Source organism: Pseudomonas songnenensis, from assembly GCF_003696315.1.
GTDB classification, from domain to species: Bacteria; Pseudomonadota; Gammaproteobacteria; order Pseudomonadales; family Pseudomonadaceae; genus Stutzerimonas; species Stutzerimonas songnenensis.
In genome coordinates this window covers 79,732-99,063 of the sequence record NZ_RFFN01000006.1, presented here as the reverse complement: position 1 = coordinate 99,063, position 19,332 = coordinate 79,732, and the positions used below count along the sequence as shown (strand labels likewise).

Here is a 19,332-nt window from a genome sequence, read left to right as displayed (position 1 = left end):
GTTTAGCCTCTGGTCCGCATCGCGGGCACCGAATTCGCGTCGGCAACGGTCTGATAGGTCTGCATCTTGCGCGCGATCTGGCTGATCTTGCGGGCGTACTGCGGATCGGTGGCATAGCCGGCTTTCTGTAGTTCCTTGACGAAGCGCTCCGAATCGCCGGTGTTGCTCGCAACCTGGATTGCGGTCCGGTAGCGATCATTGTTCTCCAGCAGGCTGACGAAATCGTCGAAGCTCTGCTCGAATGAATCGTAGGCGCGAAAGCCCGCCTTCTCGCGGGTGGCCTTGCCGTTGACGTATTCGGTCGTCGTGACGGTCGCGGACGCACCTTTCCAGCCGGTCGCCTTGATGCCGAACAGGTTGTGGCTGTTGCTGCCGTCCTTCTGGCGAATCATGGATTTTCCCCAGCCGGTTTCCAACGCGGCTTGTGCGACCAGAAAACGTGGCTCGATCCCGAGGCGCTCGGCTGCCTTCTCTGCCATTGGCAGCATGGTGGCGATGAACTCCTGCGAGGAGCTGAAACGCGTCTTGCTGGGCGCGTTCGGAGCACTCTTCTCTACGCCGTTTACGGTCAGCGGCTTGTCCACGGGCGGCACGAACGCGGTGGCCGGCTTCCAGTCGACGTTGACCAACGGCTGCACCGCATCGCCGCCCGGCGGAACCGCTGTGGCTGACACGTTGGCAATCTGGCGATCGCTAAGCTTCCCAGGCAAGGCGAGCCTGCGCTGGTTGAGCAGCCGTGAATCATCTCGAGCAGATTCGACGCCAGCTGCCGGCTTGCTCGGCCAGGCTGCGCCCTCGGTCTGCGCAACCTGGGCGAATGGATTGTTGCGCGTCACCGTTTCTGTCTGTTTGCTCAATTGGCGGACCAGCACATCCGCCAGGCCGATGCCGCCACCTTCCTTGGACAGACTCACCGATAGCTGCTGGTCGTACATGTCCTGATACTGCTTGCTGGCCTGGCTATTCAGAGGATTGTCCTTGGCCAGGACCTCGGTAGCCGCACGCATCGACTTGAGCATCTCGTTGAGGAACAACGACTCGAATTCCTGCGCAACCTTGCGCACGTTCTCCTCGCCATCGCGGTCTTTGCCGACCTTGAGCTGGCTGAGACGATTGAGGTCGGTATAGCTGCCGCTATCGAGACCGCGTGCTCCGCTACCGAGACGATTTTCCATATCGCTACCCTTAGATCACGATCAGGTCGGCTTGCAGCGCGCCGGCCTGCTTCAACGCTTCGAGAATGGCCATCAGGTCGCTGGGCGCAGCGCCCACCTGATTCACCGCCCGGACGATTTCATCCAGCGTGGTGCCCGGGCCGAACTTGAACATCGGCTTGGCTTCCTGCTCGGCTTTGACCTTCGAGTTGGGCACGACCACTGTCTGCCCGTCCGAGAAGGGTTCCGGCTGGCTGACCTGCGGCTCCTCGGTGATGGTCACGGTCAGACTGCCATGGGTGACGGCGGCAGGCTGAACCCGCACGTTCTGGCCGATCACGATGGTGCCGGTACGCGAGTTGATGATGACCTTGGCCACGGCCTGGCCGACTTCGACTTCGAGATTTTCCAGGATCGACAGGTAATCAACGCGCTGGCTCGGGTCGAGCGGTGCGGTCACACTGATCGACCCCCCGTCCAACGCCTGCGCCACGCCAGGGCCGAGCAGGTCATTGATCTGGTCGACGATATTCTTGGCCGTAGTGAAGTCCGGACGATTGAGGTTTAGGGTCAGTGTGTTGCCCTGATTGAAACCACTCGGAACCGGGCGCTCGACGGTCGCGCCACCGGGAATGCGGCCGGCCGACGGAGAATTGACAGTAATCCGCGAGCCATCCGCGCCACCTGCATCGAAACCGCCCACCACCAGATTGCCTTGGGCGATCGCATAGACGTTGCCGTCGATACCCTTCAGCGGGGCCATCAACAGGCTACCGCCGCGCAGACTCTTGGCGTTGCCGATGGACGAGACAGTGATATCGATGGTCTGACCGGGCTTGGCGAACGGCGGCAGTTCGGCATGGATCGACACTGCCGCGACGTTCTTCAGCTGGATATTGCCACCGGCGGGCACCTTGATGCCAAACTGGGCCAGCATGTTGTTGAAGGTCTGCACGGTGAACGGCGTCTGGGTGGTCTGGTCACCGCTACCGTTCAAGCCTACGACCAGGCCATAACCGATCAGCTGGTTGCTCCGTACACCATGGATGGTCGCGACGTCCTTCAGACGCTCGGCCTGTGCGCCAGCGCAGAGCGTGAGCATGCCCGCGAGCAGAAGCAGTTTTTTCCACATGACATCAGCTCCGGTCAGAAGGGCCACATCGGGCTCATGAAGAATCGGTCGAGCCAGCCCGGCTGGCTTGCATCGGCAAAAGCGCCGGTGCCCGAATAAGTGATACGTGCATCGGCGATACGGGTGGACGGAACGGTGTTGTCGGTGGAGATATCGTCCGCGCGAACCAGACCTGCGATACGCACCAGTTCGTCACCGGTATTGAGCGTCATCCACTTCTCGCCGCGCACGGCGAGGATGCCGTTAGGCAGCACTTCGGAAACGGTGACAGTAATGGAACCGGACAGGCTGTTGCTCTGCCCTGCCTGGCCAGAACCGGAGGTGTCGCGCGACGCCTCGTACTCGGCACCCAGGTTCATCGAGTTGCCCGTCAGAGGGTTGGCCATGGATACCGCACCGCCAAACAGCGAGCCGAGACCTATGTTCGCGCTGCTGTCCTTCGACAGTTTCGACGTCGCGTTCTTGCTGGCCTGGGTCCGCTCGTTGAGGGTGATGGTGATGATGTCACCAACCCGATGAGCCTTGCGGTCGTCGTAGAGATTGGTCTCGAAGCCTGCCTGGTAGATCGCGCCATTGTTCTGCGCAGCCGGCAAGGGCGTGCGTGGCAGCACCGGCGCGTAGTACGGGTCGTTCGGTTTCGGCGCGGGAGCAACACATCCGACCAGCGCCAGGGCAGAAGACATCGACACAACAATCAACAAACGGCTCATAAACACCTCAAGCCATGACAGGCCATCGAAACTACTGCGAGCAGCACGAGGCGTGCCTGCCCGTATACAACGGCGCATACGCGATCAGAGCTGCTGCGTGACGAACGACAGCATCTGGTCGGCGGTGGAAATGACCTTGGAATTCATCTCGTAGGCGCGCTGGGTGGTGATCATGTTCACCAGTTCCTCGACGACGCTGACGTTGGAGTTTTCCAGGGTGTTCTGCAGCACCGTACCCAGGCCGTTGAGCCCCGGCGTGCTGACCTGAGGTGCGCCACTGGCAGCGGTCTCGAGGAACAGGTTGCTGCCCATGGCCTGAAGACCTGCCGGGTTGATGAAGTCGGCCGTCTGCAAATTGCCGATGATCTGCGGCTGCGGGTTGCCCACGGTGGTGACCGAAACGGTGCCGTCTTCGCCCACGGTGAATGTCTGGGTTTCCGGCGGAACCACGATGGCCGGCTCCAAGGCGTAACCGTTAGAAGTCACCAACTGGCCATCGGAGCTCAGGTGAAAGCTACCGTCGCGGGTGTATGACACCGTACCGTCCGGCAGTAGCACCTGGAAGAAACCACGGCCATTGATCGCCATGTCCAACGGCTGCTCGGTGGTCTGCAAGCTACCGGCGGTGAAGATCTTCTGGGTTCCGGTCACACGCACACCCGTACCCAGCTGCAGACCGGACGGCAGTTCACTGTCCTGGCTGGATTGTCCGCCAGGCTGCCGGCGAATCTGGTAAAGCAAATCCTGAAATTCGGCACGGTCACGCTTGAAGCCGGTCGTGGAAACGTTGGCCAGGTTGTTGGAAATGGTCGTCAGGTTCATGTCTTGGGCGGACAGACCCGTCTTGCTGACCCAAAGTGCTGGAAGCATGAGCTTTCTCCTCGTGCGCCGCGGGCGCCACGCTATTAGCTGAGTTGCAGTACGCGCGCCATGGCAGCCGCATCATCTTCGGCGGTGCGCATCATCTTTACGTGCAGTTCGAACTGGCGGGACAGCGCCAGGATGGAAGTCATTTCGGAGACCGCATTGACGTTGCTCGCCTCGAGAAACCCCGACACGACTCGTACGTTTGCGTCTGGTTCGATGGGCTGGCCATCTTTCAGGCGAATCAGGCCATCGGTACCCTTTTCCAGCTGCTTCGGATCGGGATTCACCAGCTTGATCCGGTCAACCGTAACCACGATGTTGGGGTTTTCACCCAGCGCCCGGATGCTGATGGTGCCGTCGTGGCCGACATCGACTTTCTCTTCTGGCGGAATGGCGATCGGCCCACCGTTACCCATTACAGGCATGCCATCGGCGGTGCGCAACATGCCCAGCACGTCAATATTCAGGCTGCCGGTGCGCACGTAGGCTTCGCTGCCGTCTGGCGCCTGCACGGCGATCCAGCCCTCACCTTCAATGGCGATATCCAGATCGCGACCCGTTTCCTGCAGTGTGCCGGAGGTGAAGTCAGTGGCGGGACGCTCGGACATGGCATACACCCGAGCCGGATGACTGTCGCCAAAGACCTGCATGGAGCGGGCCTGTTCGAAATCCCGGCGAAAACCCGTAGTGGATATGTTCGCCAGATTGTTGGCATGGGCCTGTTGTGCCCGCGCATTCTGGCTGGCACCGGTCATGGCCACGTAAAGCATCTTGTCCATCGACATCTCCGAGACGCGAGTTTGACACTTGCTGATCTGTTGGAGATGAAAAATGCAAGGCCCGTGCCATAGCCGATCAGATAGACAACAGATTGATTTATAAGAGCTTTATAAAGACAAAGAAGGCCCGAATGGGCCTTCTTTCAGAGGAGTGGCGGAATACTGCCGCCAGCGGCAATCACCCCTGCCGCGCCATTACCGCAGATTTATGATCGTCTGGGTGATCGCACTCTCGGTCTCGATGGTCTTGGCGTTGGCCTGGTAGTTACGCTGCGCAACGATCAGATTGACCAGCTGGTCCGACAACTCGACGTTGGAGTCTTCCAGCGCTCCAGCCTGGAGCGCACCGAGCGTCCCGGAGCCAGGTGTACCCACTACCGGTTCGCCTGATTCGAACGACTGCACCCACTGGGTCTTGCCCACCGGAGTCAGGCCCTGGACGTTGGCGAAGTTGGCCAGGATGATCTGCCCCTGAACCTTGGATTGGCCGTTGGTGTAACGCGCGAAGATCACACCGGTATCGTCGATCTCCAGGCCGGCCAGCTCACCAGTGGTATAGCCATCCTGCGCAACGCTGTTCACGGCGAAAGCACTGGCGTACTGCGACGACTTGGAAAAGTCCAGCACGATGCCGCCCGGATTCGCTAGCGCACCGTTTGGCGACCAGCTAGCAGGCGTAGCACCGTTAGAGATAGCCGGGATCCAACCGCCAGTAGGCGGATTGCCCGTAGCGGAGTTCAGCGTAACTTTCCGATCAGGCGAAACGCTGAAAAGTCCAGAGCCACCATTATCGATAGCTGTCAGCGCACCGGAAGCATCGAAGGACAGCCCCATGACGTAAGGCTGAGGCGGCTCCTGTGCTGGATTGGCCGGATTGCGACCGTCGATGAGCACCTTCATGTCCCAAGTATTGGCACTGGTCTTGACGAAGTACTGCGTCATGACGTGCGCATTGCCCTGGGAGTCGTAGATATTCAGCGAAGTGGAGCTATTGTAGGTCGTGGGGTCGGCAGGGTTAAACGTGCCGTTGGCGGCAGTAAGAGCTGCTGCCTGATTGACAGGCAACGCCCTCGCAGCGTTTCCGGCGGCCTGCGCATTGGAAATATTTGTTGCGTTGACGAGCGCAGCAGCGCGTGCAGCCTCAGCAAGCACTGGGTCGCTGCTCACCGCAAATTCCGCGTCATATGCAGTCTGCCCGGCGGTGGTGAGCGAGGTGTTATAAGCCGCGTCATACGCTGGCTGCAATGAAGCGTCATAGGCAGACTGCCAAGTAACTGGAGGCTTCTGCGTCGAGTTCAGATTGAACGCCGTATCGATCTTGCTGGTCGCTTTCGGTGCCTGATTGGTAGTTTGAATTTGCAGATCACCAACCACACCATTCTGCAGATTGCCATTCCCGTCCACTGGGAACCCTTGCAGCTTATAGCCGAAGTTGTCGACCAGGAAACCGCTGCGATCCGTACCGAAATAACCGGCACGGGTATAACTTACCGCACCGTTGTTGCTGACCTGGAAAAAGCCGTTGCCGTTGATGGCCAGGTCCAGCGCGTTCTGGGTGTAGTTGATATTGCCCTGGTTGAACTGCTGGGAAATGTTGGACATCAACACGCCGCTACCCTGCGGGTTCTTGCCCGTGCCGAGCACGGAAGCCGCATACACATCGGAAAACTCCGCGCGCGACTGCTTGAAGCCCACGGTGCCAGCGTTGGCGATGTTGTTACCGGTGACGTTGAGATCCTTGCTCGCGGCACGCAGGCCGCTCAGACCGATATTGAAGGACATGGAATTACTCCTTTGCCGAGGTGCCGGCGGTTATTGTCCGATGATCTGGACCTGGGAGAGGCCGATGCTGCCGATGCCGGCAAGGTTGAGCATCAGCTCCCCGCCGTTCTGCCCAAGCGTGACGCTGTCGACGTTCGCCGGCAGCAAGGTGTAAAGCCCTTTGGTTTCGCCCTGATAGGTAGCCTGCGCCTCGAAGCGATAGGTACCGGGCGGCAAGACATTGCCGCTGGAATCCTTGCCGTCCCACATGAAGGAAATGTTGCCAGCTTGCTGCTGGCCCATGTTCACACGCCCGACCGAAGCACCCGTACTGTCGTAAATATTGACGAATACGTTGCTGCTGGAAGTCGGCAATACCAGGCTTGCCTTGAAAGTTTCGCTGGTATCGACCACAGCCTTGTCGGTCGGCACGATGACCTTGCGCCCTACCAGCGACGAGGCCTGCAGCGCCTGGGACGACTGGTAGCCGGACAGGATCGTCTGCATGCTCGAGTTGAGCTTCTCGACGCCTTCCACGGTGCTGAACTGCGCCAGCTGACCGATGAATTCGCCGTTTTCCTGCGGCTCCAGGGGGTTCTGGTTGTTCAGCTGGGCCACCAGCAGTTCGAGAAACTCGTTCTTGCCGAGGTCGTTACCCTTTGCTTCGCGCTTTTCGCCGAACTGGTACTGATCCAGTATCGAGCCGGTTCCGCCGACGCCGTTCGTAGTGCTCATAAGTGCGCTCTCGTAACTATCACTGACCCAGCGTCAGCACTTTCTGCAACATGGTCTTGGCCGTGTTCATCAGCTCGGCGTTGGTCTGGAAGGCGCGACTGGCCGAAATCATGTCGGCCATCTCTTCCACCACGTTGACGTTCGGGTAATAGACGTAACCGGCCTCGTCGGCAGCCGGATGATTGGGCTCGTAGCGGGCCTGCAGCTCGCTCTGGTCCTCGACTACACCCAGCACCTGAACACCAACCCCGGCCTGGTCCTGACCGGCGAACAGTGACTGGTCGGGCTGGCCGTTGGCCTGCTGGAAGACCGTGGCGAATACCGGATGGCGCGCCCGGTAGGTCTGATCGACGCTTGACGATACAGTCTCGGCGTTGGCGATGTTGCTGGAAATGGTGTTCAGGCGGGTGCTTTGGGCACTCATGCCGCTGCCGGCAATATTGAATACGCTGCTAAGGGACATGGGCTACTCCTTCATTCGCCGCGCAGGGCGCTCATAAGCCCCCTGAACTTGCTGTTGAGCAGGGTGAAGCTCGCCTGGAAGTCCACGGCGTTCTTCGCATAGTTGGATTGTTCGATCTGCAGATCGACGGTGTTCTGATCAAGCGAGGGGTGTGCGGGCGTTCGAAAGCGCAGGGATGCATCAGCGATTTCCAGCCCTTCGGCTGCGATATGGCGGTCGCTGGTCCGCGTCACGCCGAATCCACCCTGGCTGCGCGCCGACTGCTCCGCCAGCACACTGCCGAAATCCAGATCCCGTGCCTTGTAGTTAGGCGTATCGGCATTGGCGATGTTGTTGGCCAGCACCTCGGCGCGCTGCGAGCGAAAGCCAAGCGCCTTTTCATGGATACCCAATGCCTTGTCGAAACTGATGCTCATGATCTGGACCTCTGCCGGATACAAGTCTGCTTGCGCAAACTCCAGCAAAGCCCATGCCATTACACGCAACCTCTTGATTTACAAGGCTTGGCGTCGCGACAACGAACGTCAGGGTGTCAAAAGCGGCAAGGCTTTACCGCTTGGTTGCCACAACCGCCACCTTGCATGACGGTTTTCTGCCGCGAGGAACAGCAGTCATCTCGCCTTGTAGATGATGCCCGGGCTGCATTGAACCATCTGGTACAGCTCGGGAAGCCCATTAAGGGCTTCCGAAGCCCCCAGAAAGAGATATCCGCCAGGGCGCAGCGTTGCATGAATACGCTTGAGAATGTCTTTCTTCACATCTGCGGAGAAATAGATCAGCACATTCCGGCAGAACACAATGTCGAATTTGCCCAGCGCGGCGTAGCTGTCCAGAAGATTCTGGACCCTGAACTCAACCCGCGAGCGAATCGCCGGCTTTACCGCCCAACGCCCCGGCGCCTTAACGTCAAAATAGCGTTGCAGACGGTCGCTGGACAGACCACGCGCAATAGCCAGACTGTCGTATTCAGCCGCTTTGCACGCGGCGAGCATGGTCCCGGAAAGCTCCGTGGCAACGATCTGCACCCCGGTCTTCGCCTGGCTGGGGTTGCTGCGCTCGTACTCATCGATCGCCATGGATAGCGAATACGGCTCCTGCCCCGAAGAGCAGGCTGCCGACCAGATTCGCAGACGCTGGCCGGAGCCGGTCTTGAGCATTTCAGGCAGAACTCGGCTTTTGAGTACCTCGAACGGGTACGTATCGCGAAACCAGAGGGTTTCGTTGGTCGTCATCGCATCGACGACCAGTTCCCGCAACCCTCCGCGCGGCTGTGCCTGGATTTTCCGCACCAAGTCGCCGAGCGTCTTGATGCCCTGCTGCTCCATCAGCTTGTTCAGCCGGCTGGACACCAAATACTGCTTGTTGCTGCCCAGCAGAATGCCGCACGTTTTCTCAAGAAATACCCGGAACTGCTCGAAATCCAGATCGACTGACACCAATAAAGCCTCACCATCATGAGAGGAGCTAGCCTCAGTTTGCATCCGCCTGCCTGATCCGCTCGGCCACGCGGGCAGCGAGATCGTCAGGCTGGAACTTGGCGAGGAAATCATCCGCGCCCGCCCGCTTAACCATGTTCTGGTTGAACACACCGGAAAGGGAAGTATGCAGGAGTATATGCATACCCTGCATGCGCGGATCGTGTCGCACCTCGGTAGTCAGGGTATAGCCATCCATTTCCGGCATTTCAATATCGGAAATCATCATCAGGAATTCTTCTGCCGGCTTCTTGCCTTCGTCCGCCATCCGCTTGAGATAGTTCAGCGCTTCTCGCCCGTCGTTCAATTTGATCACCTCGATGCCGATATTTTCCAGACAGCGAGTGATCTGCTTGCGCGCTACCGATGAGTCGTCGACGATCAGTACGCGGCAGGAGAGCGCCTTGGCCCGGGTGTCCGCATCAACCACCTCAGGGGAGACTTCCTCCGAGGTAGGCGCCACTTCCGCCAGCACTTTTTCCACGTCGATGATCTCGACCAGCTTGTTGTCGATGTGGGTGACCGCCGTCAGATAATGATCGCGCCCCGCGCCTCTTGGCGGTGGCAGTATCGCCTCCCAGTTGAGGTTGACGATCCGTTCGACTGAGCTCACCAGAAAACCAAGTGTTCGATTGTTGTATTCCGTGATGACTGCAAAGGAGTTCTGCAGGTCCATCAGCGCCGACTTGCCTGTTGCCAGCGAGAGATCGAGGATCGGCAGCGTAGTGCCGCGAATGCTCGCGACCCCGCGCACCACCCGTCCACATTTCGGCATGATGGTCAGACGCGGGCACTGCAAAACTTCGCGCACCTTGAACACGTTGATCCCATAAAGCTGCTCGCCCTCGAGACGAAACAGCAACAACTCCAGACGGTTCTGCCCCACCAATTGGGTACGCTGGTTAACCGAATCCAGTACACCGGCCATGCCAGTATTCCTCTCTGCTTGCAGATAATTGGGGCCAGACGAATATTAGACGCGGCACGCCCCTTGCTTTGGTTGGGATATGAACGTCCATATGACCATTTTCCGGCGCAGTCGCCAGATGCTGTGCGGCTACTTGCTACTCACAGCGCTGTGCGCGATGAGTCAATTCGCGCACGCATCAACCATGTCACACCCTGATCAGCTTATCGACGTGACTGAGCAGTTTCTTGAGCGCGCAGTGGTGGACTATTTAAGTCGCAGCAGCATCGACGCGCGCCACGAAATCGCGGTCAGCCGCCTGGACCCCAGACTACGCCTGAATCAATGCGACCAGCCGCTCGCAGCGAGCTTCGCCAACTCTGCGCCCCCCATAGGACGAGTCACGATACGGGTAAGCTGCGAAGGGAATAGCCCCTGGTCAGTGTTCGTCCCGGCGCAGGTCCGACTCTACCGCGAGGTGGTCGTCGCCAATCGATCATTACTGCGTGACACGGTATTGGCCGACGCGGACGTGAGTCTCGCCGAGCGCGACGTGTCGAACCTCAGCCAGGGCTATCTGACGCGCCTGGATGAAGTGCTGGGCAACAAGCTCACCCGCCCCGTACAGCCGGATCAGGTGATCGCACCCAATCTGATGGAACTGGCGAAGGTAGTACGAAAGGGCGATCAGGTCGTCATTACAGCCAGGAGCGGATCCATCAGCGTCCGAATGCCTGGCGAGGCCATGACGGATGGCGTACCGGGCAAGCAGATCCCCGTTAAAAACCAGCGCTCTGGTCGAATCATCAAAGCCCGCGTCACTGGCCCCGGCCAGGTTGAAGTCGCAATGTAGCTGCAACGTGCCTGACGCACTTTTTCGGTGTGCCATCCGGAAAAAAAAGCTAAAGTTTGCTCCATTGTTGCCGAACACATGGCAAGCGTCCTGATTCCTTCGAGGTTTGCATCATGGTCATCGACTTCAATCGACCGAACAGCCCATTGAACGCCCCCAGCGGGCGCAGCAGTGTGCAAGGTAACGAGCGTACCACCGGCACCCCAGCAGAGCCTGCTGGCAACACGCCAAAAACCGGCAACGCGAGTGCCAGCATTGGTGACACCGTACAACTGAGCCCTGAAGCCCAGCGCCTGCAACAGGCGACCGACAAGCTCAACGAGCAACCTGCGGTCGATCAGGAGCGGGTTTCCAAGCTTAAGCAGGCCATTGCTGACGGTTCCTATCAGGTCGACAGCAAGCGTGTTGCAGCCAAGCTATTGGCTTTCGAAACGCAGCGCTGAGCCTGTCACACTCGCGAAGATGCCCAGAGCCTGAAATGAACGAAACCACCCTGCTTGAGCAGCTGACCGATGATATCGGCATAGCCCGCGAACTCCTTGAGCTGATCGACCAGGAATTCAAGGCGCTGAGCGACCGCAACCTGGCCGAGCTGGAAGTGCTGCTCACCAAGAAGCAGCCGTTGCTTGCCCTGCTCGGCCAGCACGGAGCCCAACGCAGCCAGTGGCTGATAGATCAGCAGCTGAGCGCTGATCGTGCGGGGCTGGAAAACGCCGCCAGCAGATCTCGAGAAGGCACCAGCATTCTGGAGAAAGCCCAGCTGCTCGAAGCTGAGCTCGAGAACTGTCGCAGCGCCAACGAGCGCAACGGCCGATTGATCCGCGCGAATCAGGGGGCACTTGGAAGCATGCTAGGCATCCTCCAAGGCAAGGACGACACGCCCAGCCTGTATGACAATCGCGGCGGAGCCTCCAGAAACAAGCAGCAGCGGCCCCTGAGCCAAGCCTGAATCAACGCCACCAGGACGTAACGTGATGGTTATGAATATGCGCCAGGGATCCTCGGACCGTGTCTAGCCTATTTCTGGATGAAGAGGGTCCGCAGCCGCCTAAACTTCTTACGGCCCCCCTGGAGATATACGCCAACCTGCGGCCTCTCATCGATAACAACACCCCCCTCACCCTCCGGTTTCACGAGCGAAGCCAGCGCTACCAGACCTTCCTTGTGGAAATGAACCGCGAGACCGGCTGGATCGCGCTCGACGAATTGATTCCGAACGACGGCGAGCGCTTCTTGCTGCAGGGCGAAACCTTTCATATCGAAGGCTTCTATGAGGGGGCACGGGTTTCCTGGACAAATGATGAGAAGGCGCACTTAGGCGAAATAGATGGCGCTCGCTGTTACTGGATACCCACCCCAGCGGAACTGACCTACCATCAGCGCCGCAACGCCTATCGCGCGCAGCTGAAAGAGCCAGCCGTTACCGCGCAACTTGGTGGCGCCGCTTTACGCAAAGCACTGGAAGGCAGGCTGCTCGACATCTCAGCTACTGGCTGCAAGCTCAGCATCAAAGGCAATCAACAAGCCAGCCTCCAAACCGGACAGGTGTACGAGCTGTCAGCCAGATTATCGATAGGGACCATCCAGACAGCAGTCGAGCTGCGACATCTGGTAATTGATGAGAAGCTCGATGCTTCCCTATGCGGACTGCGCTTTCACCGCCTCAGCGGCCTCACACAGCGCCAGATCGAGCGACTGGTGTATCAACTGCAGCGCGACGCACGTCGCGAGACGGCCGAAAGTCCTTTCGGCTAACACATCAGCAGATCCTACCGCGCGAGCGCGGCGCCCCTGCCCTGCCCAGACTAAAGCAATTCGCCTGAGCCGACGCCACGAACGAGGAGAAAATGGCGTCCCAGAGAGGGGTCGAACCTCCAACCTTCCCCTTAGGAGGGGGATGCTCTATCCGATTGAGCTACTGGGACGTAACTGCGCGCCGAATGTTAGCGAGCCGAGCACCGTTTGTCATGCCAAAGGCCGCTAATTGCTGAGCATTTGATAGCACCCACCCCAGCTCAGCGACGCCATGCTTGCATATTGCACGACGCGACGACGCCTGCCGTGCAAAGCGCACGTCAAACGCATCCAGCATCCAACATATGTGATTGATTTTAAACGATTTTTTTTATAATCATTCTTGGCATATCTGCTGCAAAGGAGAAGCAACCTAAACGTGACGCGAAGGATGACGCCTCATGAAAAAGCCGGTTTATCTCCTCACCGCAGGCTTCGCACTCGCTGCCTTAACCGTCTTGCAATTGCCAGCTGCAGAAACCGCATCGCCACGGCTCGAGCTGAATGCGCACCCGACCCTGCAGCGCACCAGTGCAAATGAAGGGGTTCGGATTATTACCCTCAGCGGCAGTGAAACCAGCGCACTCTCGCAACCTCAACGCTGGGTTTTTTAACGCCCCCCCCGAAACGCAATCGTTCCAAAAAGGAGAGAGGTTCGATGTCCAAATACGCACTATCCTGCTTAGTCCTGACTGTCGGATGCGTGTACGGTGCCTTCCTGGCCCCCGAGCTTACGACCAGCCTCGTCCAGGCAAGCCGGGCCGGAATAGGTGTCTTTGGCACGCTATTCATTGTGGCCATGCTTATCGGGCGCAGGATCAAATTCGATCCAGTGCTTCGCTAGGTGACGGAAGGTCCGCATCCGCACAGGGCACTGCATCACAATAGAGGCACATTGACAGCACAACAGCTTTACTAATTACTCATACGACGTACAATTGGCGCCATCAAGCCGTCTAGAGATTTTTCGGTGAAGAGACGGAACAGCAAGTACTGTTGGTTGTCAGACCGGTGACTACCCCGGCAATACGCCAGCACGCCCACCTGACTAACCGGTTAATTATGCGCCCTATGAAACAGGCAGTTTATTCCAGCCGCACGGCTGACAAGTTTGTCGTTCGCCTTCCCGATGGCATGCGCGAGCGCATCGCTGAAGTCGCACGCAATCACCATCGAAGCATGAACTCAGAGATCATTGCGAGGTTGGAACAGAGTCTTTTGCAGGAAGGTGCACTCGACGATGATCTCAGCATGCGCCTGGACAGCCCTGAACTTTCTCTGCATGAGCGAGAGCTTTTGCAGCGCTTCAGACAGCTAGCGCACCGCCAGCAGAACGCGTTGATCGCCCTGATTGCGCAAGATACCGAGCTGAACAAAGAAGACGATTGAACGCATGGCGTGAGAGGCAATTGCCTCCTCACGCCGCCTGCTTTGCCGCTCGAAGAACGTAGCCCCCTCACCCTCGCCACGCCCAAAACGACCCAGCCTCATCACGGCGCCGACCGATGCCGTCGCCTACCGTGCCGACTAAGGCAGCGGCCGCATTCACCGCACCCAATTGTCGAACACAGCAATGTGCCGTGCACGCCGCCAGCTGCGGTCATGCGCCCACCGAATGAGTGGTATCTGAGGACTGATAATTCACTCCAAGCGAGCCCGCTGAGCCGCCTGGATGTGATTGAGCAAGTTCAACCGACGAAGTTGAGCAGAACGCCCGCCGCAACGGCAGAGCCGATGACACCCGCCACATTTGGCCCCATGGCATGCATCAGCAGGAAATTTTGAGGGTTCGCCTCCAAACCTACCTTGTTAGAGACGCGGGCTGCCATCGGAACCGCCGAAACTCCCGCAGAACCAATCAGCGGATTGATCTTGTTGTGGCTAAAGCGGTTCATGATCTTGGCCATGAATATCCCAGCCGCGGTACCACCACAGAACGCGACCATTCCCAGAACGAGAATGCCCAGGGTTTTAATCTGCAAAAACGCCTCAGCAGAAAGTTTCGACCCCACCGTCAGACCAAGCGCGATGGTGACGATGTTGATCAGCGCATTGCGTGACGTGTCGGCCAGACGGTCTACCACACCGCATTCGCGCAACAAGTTGCCAAACGCGAACATACCTACCAGTGGAGCCGCATCCGGAAGTAACAGACCCACCAGAAGGCAGAGCACCAACGGAAAGACGATTTTCTCGACCTGACTGACATGACGCAGCTGCGTCATGACGATCGCGCGTTCTTCCTTGGTGGTAAGTGCGCGCATGATGGGCGGCTGGATCAAGGGCACCAGCGCCATATAGGAGTAGGCAGCCACTGCGATCGGACCGAGAAGCTCCGGCGCCAGCTTGGACGTCACGAAGATGGACGTAGGGCCATCCGCACCGCCAATGATGGCTATCGATGCCGCTTCACGCAGGGTGAACTCCATACCCGGAATCCCAGCAGCTGTGAGAGCCAGAGCACCGAGCAGCGTAGCAAAGATACCGAACTGCGCAGCCGCGCCGAGCAACAGGGTCTTAGGATTGGCAAGCATCGGACCGAAGTCCGTCATGGCGCCGACGCCCATGAAAATCAGCAGTGGAAAGACGCTGGTCGGCAATCCCACTTCATAAAACAGATGAAGGATTCCCGCGCCCTCTCCCATGTTAGCCACTGGAATATTGGCCAGAATGCCGCCGAAACCGATCGGTATCAGCAGCAGAGGCTCGAATCCTTTGCGGATGGCCAGATAGATCAGACCAAGGCAGACCAGGATCATCAGCGCCTGCCCTGGCTCCAGATGATAGAGACCGGTCCCCTGCCACAGCTTGAGCAACTTATCCATGCAACTCCCCTTAAGCGATGCTCAATAAGCTGTCGCCGACCGAAACCGCGTCGCCAACCTTTACATTGACCGAGGCAACCGTGCCGGCCTTGAAGGCCCGGATTTCGGTTTCCATCTTCATGGCCTCGAGGATGATCACCAGGTCGCCTTCCTGAACCAACTGTCCCGGCTGCACAAGCACCTTGAAGATATTTCCAGCCAACGGCGCCGCCTGAGGCTCGCCACTGGTTGGCGCAATCGCAGCGGTGCTGGCGGCACTCGCCGCAGCGCCACCAAGGGGTTTGATACCCTCGATATCACCGCCGTCCGAAACCTGCACAACGAACGACTTGCCATTGACGTCTACGGTGTACACCTCCGGCTTGCCAGGTTCGCGCGCCGGCAAATCACTACCATTTGGCGCGGGTTCGAACGCAGCGGGGTTACCTCGGTTCTCAAGGAACTTCAGACCGATCTGAGGAAACAACGCATAGGTCAGAACATCATCAATCGAGTCCGCAGCCAGGGTAATGTTCTTTTCTTGCGCCAGCCCTTTGAGCTCGATGGTCAAGCGCTCCATCTCTGGCTGCAGCAAGTCGGCAGGACGGCAGGTGATCACCTCGGCACCGTCCAGTACGCGCGCCTGCAGCGCCGAATTGAACGGAGCCGGTGCCGCTCCGTACTCTCCCTTGAGTACGCCAGCCGTCTCCTTGGTAATCGACTTGTAGCGCTCACCGGTCAGGACGTTGATGACGGCCTGCGTGCCGACAATCTGCGAGGTCGGAGTCACCAGCGGAATGAAGCCCAAGTCCTCACGGACTCGCGGTATCTCGGCGAGGACGTCATCGAACTTGTCCAGCGCGCCCTGCTCCTTGAGCTGGCCTTCCATATTAGTCAGCATGCCGCCTGGGACCTGAGCCACCAGGATCCGGGAATCGACACCTCGCAGCGTCCCTTCGAACTTTGCGTACTTCTTGCGCACCTCACGGAAGTACGCTGCGATTTCTTCGAGCAGCTCCAGATCCAGACCGGTATCGCGGTCCGTCCCTTGAAAAATCGCCACAACCGACTCGGTCGGCGAGTGGCCATACGTCATCGAAAGCGACGAAATAGCGGTATCGACATTGTCGATACCGGCCTCGACGGCCTTCAGAATCGCGGCTGTGGACAGGCCTGCGGTGGCGTGGCACTGCATATGGATCGGGATGGAAAGACTGGCCTTCAAACGCGAGACAAGCTCGAATGCCATATACGGCGTGAGGATGCCGGCCATGTCCTTGATCGCGACAGAATCTGCCCCCATGTCTTCGATCTGCTTGGCCAGGTCAACCCACATTTCCAGGGTATGCACCGGACTGGTGGTATAGGAAATGGTGCCCTGGGCATGCTTGCCTTGCTGCTTGACAGCGCGCAGAGCGGTTTCCAGGTTACGCGGATCGTTCATCGCATCAAAAACACGGAACACGTCGACGCCGTTGACAGCGGCTCGCTCGACGAACTTCTCCACCACATCGTCGGCGTAGTGGCGGTAGCCCAGTAGGTTCTGTCCACGCAGCAGCATTTGCTGGCGGGTGTTGGGCATGGCTTTCTTGAGTTCTCGGATACGCTCCCAGGGGTCTTCTCCCAGGTAACGGATACATGCATCAAAGGTCGCCCCACCCCAGCTCTCGACCGACCAGAAACCGACCTGATCGAGCTTGGCAGCGATCGGCAGCATGTCTTCCAGGCGAACACGGGTGGCGAGTATGGATTGGTGCGCATCACGCAGCACCACGTCGGTAATACCGAGCGGCTTTTTAGCAACAGTCATGGAAGGAACTCCCTGTCCAGAGTCAACCGCGTCGCGCGCGGTGTTGATGAATCGCGGCCTGGATGGCTGCAATAGTATCCGCATCTGTTTCAGCACTCGCAGCCTGGGCAGCCGCTACCTTAAGCGGCTGCTCGCTTACGAAGCGACCGGTCAGATAGGACATCAGGCGAATGCAAAGGATCAACAGTACGAGGAAGGCGAAGACAAAACCGATGCCGAACAGCATAAGTTCGACGCCTTCGAGCAGGAGTTGGCTGGGGGTCATCGGGAGTTCCCTTGTCAGCAGCTCAAGCTGCTTGTTATTCGCTGCGTTAGTTCGGACACGTTTCGCGACACACGAAACGGCCGAACCTTAGCCCGAAACAGCGAAACAAGGCAAACCCCAATAAAGCGCGAAAACGCCAGTTACAGCAGAAAAATTGTCGCCAATCCGAGGAAAATGAAGAACCCGCCACTATCGGTCATGGCAGTGATCATCACGCTGGCCCCCATCGCCGGGTCGCGCCCCAGCCGTGCCAGTGTCATCGGAATCAGCACGCCCATCAACGCCGCGAGCAGCAGATTCAACGTCATCGCCGCCGTCATGACCACGCCTAGAGACCAGCTACCGTAAAGCCACCAGGCCACCGCCCCTATCACGCCCCCCCACACCAGACCATTGACCAGACCCACCCCAACTTCCTTGCGCAGCAGCCTGGCGGTATTACCCGTACCCACCTGATCAAGAGCCATGGCCCTTACGATCATGGTGATCGTCTGGTTACCTGAGTTGCCGCCGATGCCTGCGACAATTGGCATCAGGGCTGCCAGGGCCACCAGCTTCTCGATAGAGCCATCGAAAAGGCCGATCACCCGCGACGCGATGAAAGCGGTAACCAGATTGACTGCCAGCCAGGCCCAACGGTTACGGACGGATTTCCAGACCGAGGCAAAGATATCTTCCTCCTCGCGCAGACCCGCCATGTTGAGCACTTCGGTTTCGCTCTCTTCACGGATCAGGTCGACCATCTCGTCGATAGTCAGACGGCCGATGAGCTTGCCACTCTTGTCGACCACCGGAGTCGATACCAAGTCATAGCGTTCGAATGCCTGGGCGGCGTCATAGGCATCTTCATCCGGATGGAATGTCACCGGATCACTGGCCATGACCTCCGCGACCTGTTTTTCCGGATCATTCACCAGCAGCCGCTTGATGGGCAGCACACCCTTGAGCACGCCGTCGTAATCGACCACGAACAACTTATCGGTGTGGCCGGGTAGCTCCTTGAGCCGCCGAAGATAACGAAGCACAACTTCCAGGCTGACATCCTCCCGGATCGTCACCATCTCGAAGTCCATCAGCGCCCCAACCTGATCCTCTTCGTAAGAGAGAGCCGAGCGGACTCGCTCACGCTGCTGAGCATCGAGGGTTTCCATCAGCTCATGGACGACATCACGCGGCAGCTCAGGCGCCAGGTCAGCCAGCTCGTCCGCGTCCATTTCCTTAGCAGCGGCAAGCAGCTCGTGATCGTCCATATCGGCGATCAGCGTTTCCCGAACAGCATCGGACACCTCGAGCAGGATGTCGCCGTCGCGCTCGGCCTTGACGAGCTGCCAGACGGTCAGTCGCTCTTCAAGCGGTAGCGCCTCGAGGATATGTGCGACGTCTGCAGGGTGTAGCTCGTCGAGCTTGCGCTGCAGCTCAACGAGTATCTGTCCCGGGTCTTCGCCAGGCTCGCTCTGCAGGCCGTCTTGGCGATATTCGAGGCCCTCACCAAGGCGGTAGCGCTGGAGCAGTTCGACCACCTGCGCCAGGCGGTCTTGCAACGTCTCTTGAGGTTTTTTTGCTTCTACTTCTGTCATGGCGCACTCCACCCCCGGCCGGGGAATGCGCCAGGGGAATCAATCAATCAGTACGTGATTGGCAAACTGGAAACTTGAGCGACTACTGGGTAAGTCCATAAGGGAAGGTTGTTCCACAGACCCTAGGGGGCAGATGCGGCAATCATAACATTGCGCTCGCCGGCACGACGCGCTCAAGCACAGCCATTGCAGAAGGCATGGGTTGAACAGCGAAAAAAACCGCCGGTGGCAAAGCCGACATTCTGT

The 19,332-nt window shown here is 58.7% G+C and carries 22 protein-coding genes and 1 tRNA gene; 7 read left to right on the top strand and 16 right to left on the bottom strand.

Annotated features, from left to right (window positions below):
- Positions 1 to 2 precede the first annotated feature (2 nt).
- From flgJ to EA798_RS16105, 11 genes are all read right to left on the bottom strand, one after another.
- Positions 3 to 1,175, bottom strand: coding sequence for a flagellar assembly peptidoglycan hydrolase FlgJ (gene flgJ / locus EA798_RS16155; protein ID WP_122099580.1), 1,173 nt, complete (start codon positions 1,173 to 1,175; stop codon positions 3 to 5).
- A gap of 10 nt (positions 1,176 to 1,185) precedes the next feature.
- The gene (locus EA798_RS16150) at positions 1,186 to 2,286 is read right to left on the bottom strand and encodes a flagellar basal body P-ring protein FlgI (protein ID WP_106155479.1); all 1,101 of its coding nucleotides are present in this window, start codon (positions 2,284 to 2,286) and stop codon (positions 1,186 to 1,188) included.
- Between the two features lie 14 nt (positions 2,287 to 2,300).
- Entirely contained in the window at positions 2,301 to 2,996 is a 696-nt protein-coding gene (gene flgH, locus EA798_RS16145; protein ID WP_013982234.1) for a flagellar basal body L-ring protein FlgH, read from the bottom strand.
- Positions 2,997 to 3,080: 84 nt separating this feature from the next.
- The gene (gene flgG, locus EA798_RS16140) at positions 3,081 to 3,866 is read right to left on the bottom strand and encodes a flagellar basal-body rod protein FlgG (RefSeq protein WP_015277713.1); all 786 of its coding nucleotides are present in this window, start codon (positions 3,864 to 3,866) and stop codon (positions 3,081 to 3,083) included.
- 35 nt (positions 3,867 to 3,901) lie between these two features.
- Positions 3,902 to 4,642, bottom strand: coding sequence for a flagellar basal-body rod protein FlgF (gene flgF / locus EA798_RS16135; protein WP_122099579.1), 741 nt, complete (start codon positions 4,640 to 4,642; stop codon positions 3,902 to 3,904).
- Positions 4,643 to 4,837: 195 nt separating this feature from the next.
- Positions 4,838 to 6,424 (bottom strand): flagellar hook protein FlgE, encoded by a 1,587-nt coding sequence (locus EA798_RS16130; protein ID WP_122099578.1) that lies wholly within the window; start codon positions 6,422 to 6,424, stop codon positions 4,838 to 4,840.
- Positions 6,425 to 6,454: 30 nt separating this feature from the next.
- Complete coding sequence (gene flgD, locus EA798_RS16125; protein WP_106155483.1) at positions 6,455 to 7,138, bottom strand: flagellar hook assembly protein FlgD; 684 nt, start codon at positions 7,136 to 7,138, stop codon at positions 6,455 to 6,457.
- 19 nt (positions 7,139 to 7,157) lie between these two features.
- The gene (flgC, locus tag EA798_RS16120; protein ID WP_013982229.1) at positions 7,158 to 7,601 is read right to left on the bottom strand and encodes a flagellar basal body rod protein FlgC; all 444 of its coding nucleotides are present in this window, start codon (positions 7,599 to 7,601) and stop codon (positions 7,158 to 7,160) included.
- A gap of 11 nt (positions 7,602 to 7,612) precedes the next feature.
- Complete coding sequence (gene flgB, locus EA798_RS16115; RefSeq protein WP_106158740.1) at positions 7,613 to 8,017, bottom strand: flagellar basal body rod protein FlgB; 405 nt, start codon at positions 8,015 to 8,017, stop codon at positions 7,613 to 7,615.
- 195 nt (positions 8,018 to 8,212) lie between these two features.
- A complete protein-coding gene (gene cheR, locus EA798_RS16110; RefSeq protein ID WP_420849561.1) occupies positions 8,213 to 9,082 on the bottom strand; it encodes a protein-glutamate O-methyltransferase CheR in 870 nt (289 codons plus the stop codon).
- Positions 9,072 to 10,004 carry a chemotaxis protein CheV gene (locus tag EA798_RS16105; protein ID WP_106155485.1) on the bottom strand — a complete coding sequence of 311 codons (933 nt, stop codon included), beginning with the start codon at positions 10,002 to 10,004 and terminating at the stop codon, positions 9,072 to 9,074. The genes cheR and EA798_RS16105 overlap by 11 nt, the downstream gene beginning before the upstream one ends.
- Before the next feature lie 91 nt (positions 10,005 to 10,095).
- On the opposite strand from EA798_RS16105, the gene flgA reads away from it, so the two are divergent.
- The 4 genes from flgA to EA798_RS16085 all read left to right on the top strand — a co-directional run bounded on the left by flgA (position 10,096) and on the right by EA798_RS16085 (position 12,591).
- Positions 10,096 to 10,836 carry a flagellar basal body P-ring formation chaperone FlgA gene (flgA, locus tag EA798_RS16100; RefSeq protein WP_106155486.1) on the top strand — a complete coding sequence of 247 codons (741 nt, stop codon included), beginning with the start codon at positions 10,096 to 10,098 and terminating at the stop codon, positions 10,834 to 10,836.
- A 113-nt stretch (positions 10,837 to 10,949) separates the two neighbouring features.
- The gene (gene flgM, locus EA798_RS16095) at positions 10,950 to 11,279 is read left to right on the top strand and encodes a flagellar biosynthesis anti-sigma factor FlgM (RefSeq protein ID WP_106155487.1); all 330 of its coding nucleotides are present in this window, start codon (positions 10,950 to 10,952) and stop codon (positions 11,277 to 11,279) included.
- A 35-nt stretch (positions 11,280 to 11,314) separates the two neighbouring features.
- Positions 11,315 to 11,785, top strand: a complete 471-nt coding sequence (locus tag EA798_RS16090; protein ID WP_106155488.1) for a flagella synthesis protein FlgN — start codon at positions 11,315 to 11,317, stop codon at positions 11,783 to 11,785.
- Between the two features lie 59 nt (positions 11,786 to 11,844).
- On the top strand, positions 11,845 to 12,591 hold the full coding sequence (locus EA798_RS16085; RefSeq protein ID WP_122099577.1) for a flagellar brake protein: 747 nt from the start codon (positions 11,845 to 11,847) through the stop codon (positions 12,589 to 12,591).
- A gap of 93 nt (positions 12,592 to 12,684) precedes the next feature.
- Here EA798_RS16085 and EA798_RS16080 read toward each other — a convergent pair.
- A tRNA-Arg gene (locus EA798_RS16080) sits at positions 12,685 to 12,761 on the bottom strand.
- 270 nt (positions 12,762 to 13,031) lie between these two features.
- On the opposite strand from EA798_RS16080, the gene EA798_RS16075 reads away from it, so the two are divergent.
- The 3 genes from EA798_RS16075 (at position 13,032) to EA798_RS16065 (ending at position 14,019) form a co-directional block, all read left to right on the top strand.
- Positions 13,032 to 13,244: a hypothetical protein gene (locus EA798_RS16075; RefSeq protein WP_106155490.1), complete on the top strand. Its 213-nt coding sequence runs from the start codon at positions 13,032 to 13,034 to the stop codon at positions 13,242 to 13,244.
- A gap of 44 nt (positions 13,245 to 13,288) precedes the next feature.
- Positions 13,289 to 13,474: a PA3371 family protein gene (locus EA798_RS20780; RefSeq protein WP_122099576.1), complete on the top strand. Its 186-nt coding sequence runs from the start codon at positions 13,289 to 13,291 to the stop codon at positions 13,472 to 13,474.
- Between the two features lie 218 nt (positions 13,475 to 13,692).
- The gene (locus EA798_RS16065; protein WP_041756717.1) at positions 13,693 to 14,019 is read left to right on the top strand and encodes an Arc family DNA-binding protein; all 327 of its coding nucleotides are present in this window, start codon (positions 13,693 to 13,695) and stop codon (positions 14,017 to 14,019) included.
- 299 nt (positions 14,020 to 14,318) lie between these two features.
- Here the strand turns inward: EA798_RS16065 and EA798_RS16060 are convergent, their stop codons facing one another.
- From EA798_RS16060 to mgtE, 4 genes are all read right to left on the bottom strand, one after another.
- The gene (locus EA798_RS16060) at positions 14,319 to 15,455 is read right to left on the bottom strand and encodes a sodium ion-translocating decarboxylase subunit beta (protein ID WP_122099575.1); all 1,137 of its coding nucleotides are present in this window, start codon (positions 15,453 to 15,455) and stop codon (positions 14,319 to 14,321) included.
- Positions 15,456 to 15,465: 10 nt separating this feature from the next.
- Positions 15,466 to 17,244: a sodium-extruding oxaloacetate decarboxylase subunit alpha gene (gene oadA / locus EA798_RS16055; protein WP_106155493.1), complete on the bottom strand. Its 1,779-nt coding sequence runs from the start codon at positions 17,242 to 17,244 to the stop codon at positions 15,466 to 15,468.
- 22 nt (positions 17,245 to 17,266) lie between these two features.
- Entirely contained in the window at positions 17,267 to 17,509 is a 243-nt protein-coding gene (locus tag EA798_RS16050; RefSeq protein ID WP_122099574.1) for an OadG family protein, read from the bottom strand.
- Positions 17,510 to 17,649: 140 nt separating this feature from the next.
- Positions 17,650 to 19,086, bottom strand: coding sequence for a magnesium transporter (gene mgtE / locus EA798_RS16045; protein ID WP_122099573.1), 1,437 nt, complete (start codon positions 19,084 to 19,086; stop codon positions 17,650 to 17,652).
- Between the last annotated feature and the right edge of the window lie 246 nt (positions 19,087 to 19,332).

Bases quoted from the DNA above. Each gene is read 5' to 3' on its own strand.
- flgJ (WP_122099580.1), bottom strand. From the start codon at position 1,175: ATGGAAAATCGTCTCGGTAGCGGAGCACGCGGTCTCGATAGCGGCAGC.
- EA798_RS16150 (WP_106155479.1), bottom strand. From the start codon at position 2,286: ATGTGGAAAAAACTGCTTCTGCTCGCGGGCATGCTCACGCTCTGCGCT.
- flgH (WP_013982234.1), bottom strand. From the start codon at position 2,996: ATGAGCCGTTTGTTGATTGTTGTGTCGATGTCTTCTGCCCTGGCGCTG.
- flgG (WP_015277713.1), bottom strand. From the start codon at position 3,866: ATGCTTCCAGCACTTTGGGTCAGCAAGACGGGTCTGTCCGCCCAAGAC.
- flgF (WP_122099579.1), bottom strand. From the start codon at position 4,642: ATGGACAAGATGCTTTACGTGGCCATGACCGGTGCCAGCCAGAATGCG.
- EA798_RS16130 (WP_122099578.1), bottom strand. From the start codon at position 6,424: ATGTCCTTCAATATCGGTCTGAGCGGCCTGCGTGCCGCGAGCAAGGAT.
- flgD (WP_106155483.1), bottom strand. From the start codon at position 7,138: ATGAGCACTACGAACGGCGTCGGCGGAACCGGCTCGATACTGGATCAG.
- flgC (WP_013982229.1), bottom strand. From the start codon at position 7,601: ATGTCCCTTAGCAGCGTATTCAATATTGCCGGCAGCGGCATGAGTGCC.
- flgB (WP_106158740.1), bottom strand. From the start codon at position 8,017: ATGAGCATCAGTTTCGACAAGGCATTGGGTATCCATGAAAAGGCGCTT.
- cheR (WP_420849561.1), bottom strand. From the start codon at position 9,082: ATGCAAACTGAGGCTAGCTCCTCTCATGATGGTGAGGCTTTATTGGTG.
- EA798_RS16105 (WP_106155485.1), bottom strand. From the start codon at position 10,004: ATGGCCGGTGTACTGGATTCGGTTAACCAGCGTACCCAATTGGTGGGG.
- flgA (WP_106155486.1), top strand. From the start codon at position 10,096: ATGACCATTTTCCGGCGCAGTCGCCAGATGCTGTGCGGCTACTTGCTA.
- flgM (WP_106155487.1), top strand. From the start codon at position 10,950: ATGGTCATCGACTTCAATCGACCGAACAGCCCATTGAACGCCCCCAGC.
- EA798_RS16090 (WP_106155488.1), top strand. From the start codon at position 11,315: ATGAACGAAACCACCCTGCTTGAGCAGCTGACCGATGATATCGGCATA.
- EA798_RS16075 (WP_106155490.1), top strand. From the start codon at position 13,032: ATGAAAAAGCCGGTTTATCTCCTCACCGCAGGCTTCGCACTCGCTGCC.
- EA798_RS20780 (WP_122099576.1), top strand. From the start codon at position 13,289: ATGTCCAAATACGCACTATCCTGCTTAGTCCTGACTGTCGGATGCGTG.
- EA798_RS16065 (WP_041756717.1), top strand. From the start codon at position 13,693: ATGCGCCCTATGAAACAGGCAGTTTATTCCAGCCGCACGGCTGACAAG.
- EA798_RS16060 (WP_122099575.1), bottom strand. From the start codon at position 15,455: ATGGATAAGTTGCTCAAGCTGTGGCAGGGGACCGGTCTCTATCATCTG.
- oadA (WP_106155493.1), bottom strand. From the start codon at position 17,244: ATGACTGTTGCTAAAAAGCCGCTCGGTATTACCGACGTGGTGCTGCGT.
- EA798_RS16050 (WP_122099574.1), bottom strand. From the start codon at position 17,509: ATGACCCCCAGCCAACTCCTGCTCGAAGGCGTCGAACTTATGCTGTTC.
- mgtE (WP_122099573.1), bottom strand. From the start codon at position 19,086: ATGACAGAAGTAGAAGCAAAAAAACCTCAAGAGACGTTGCAAGACCGC.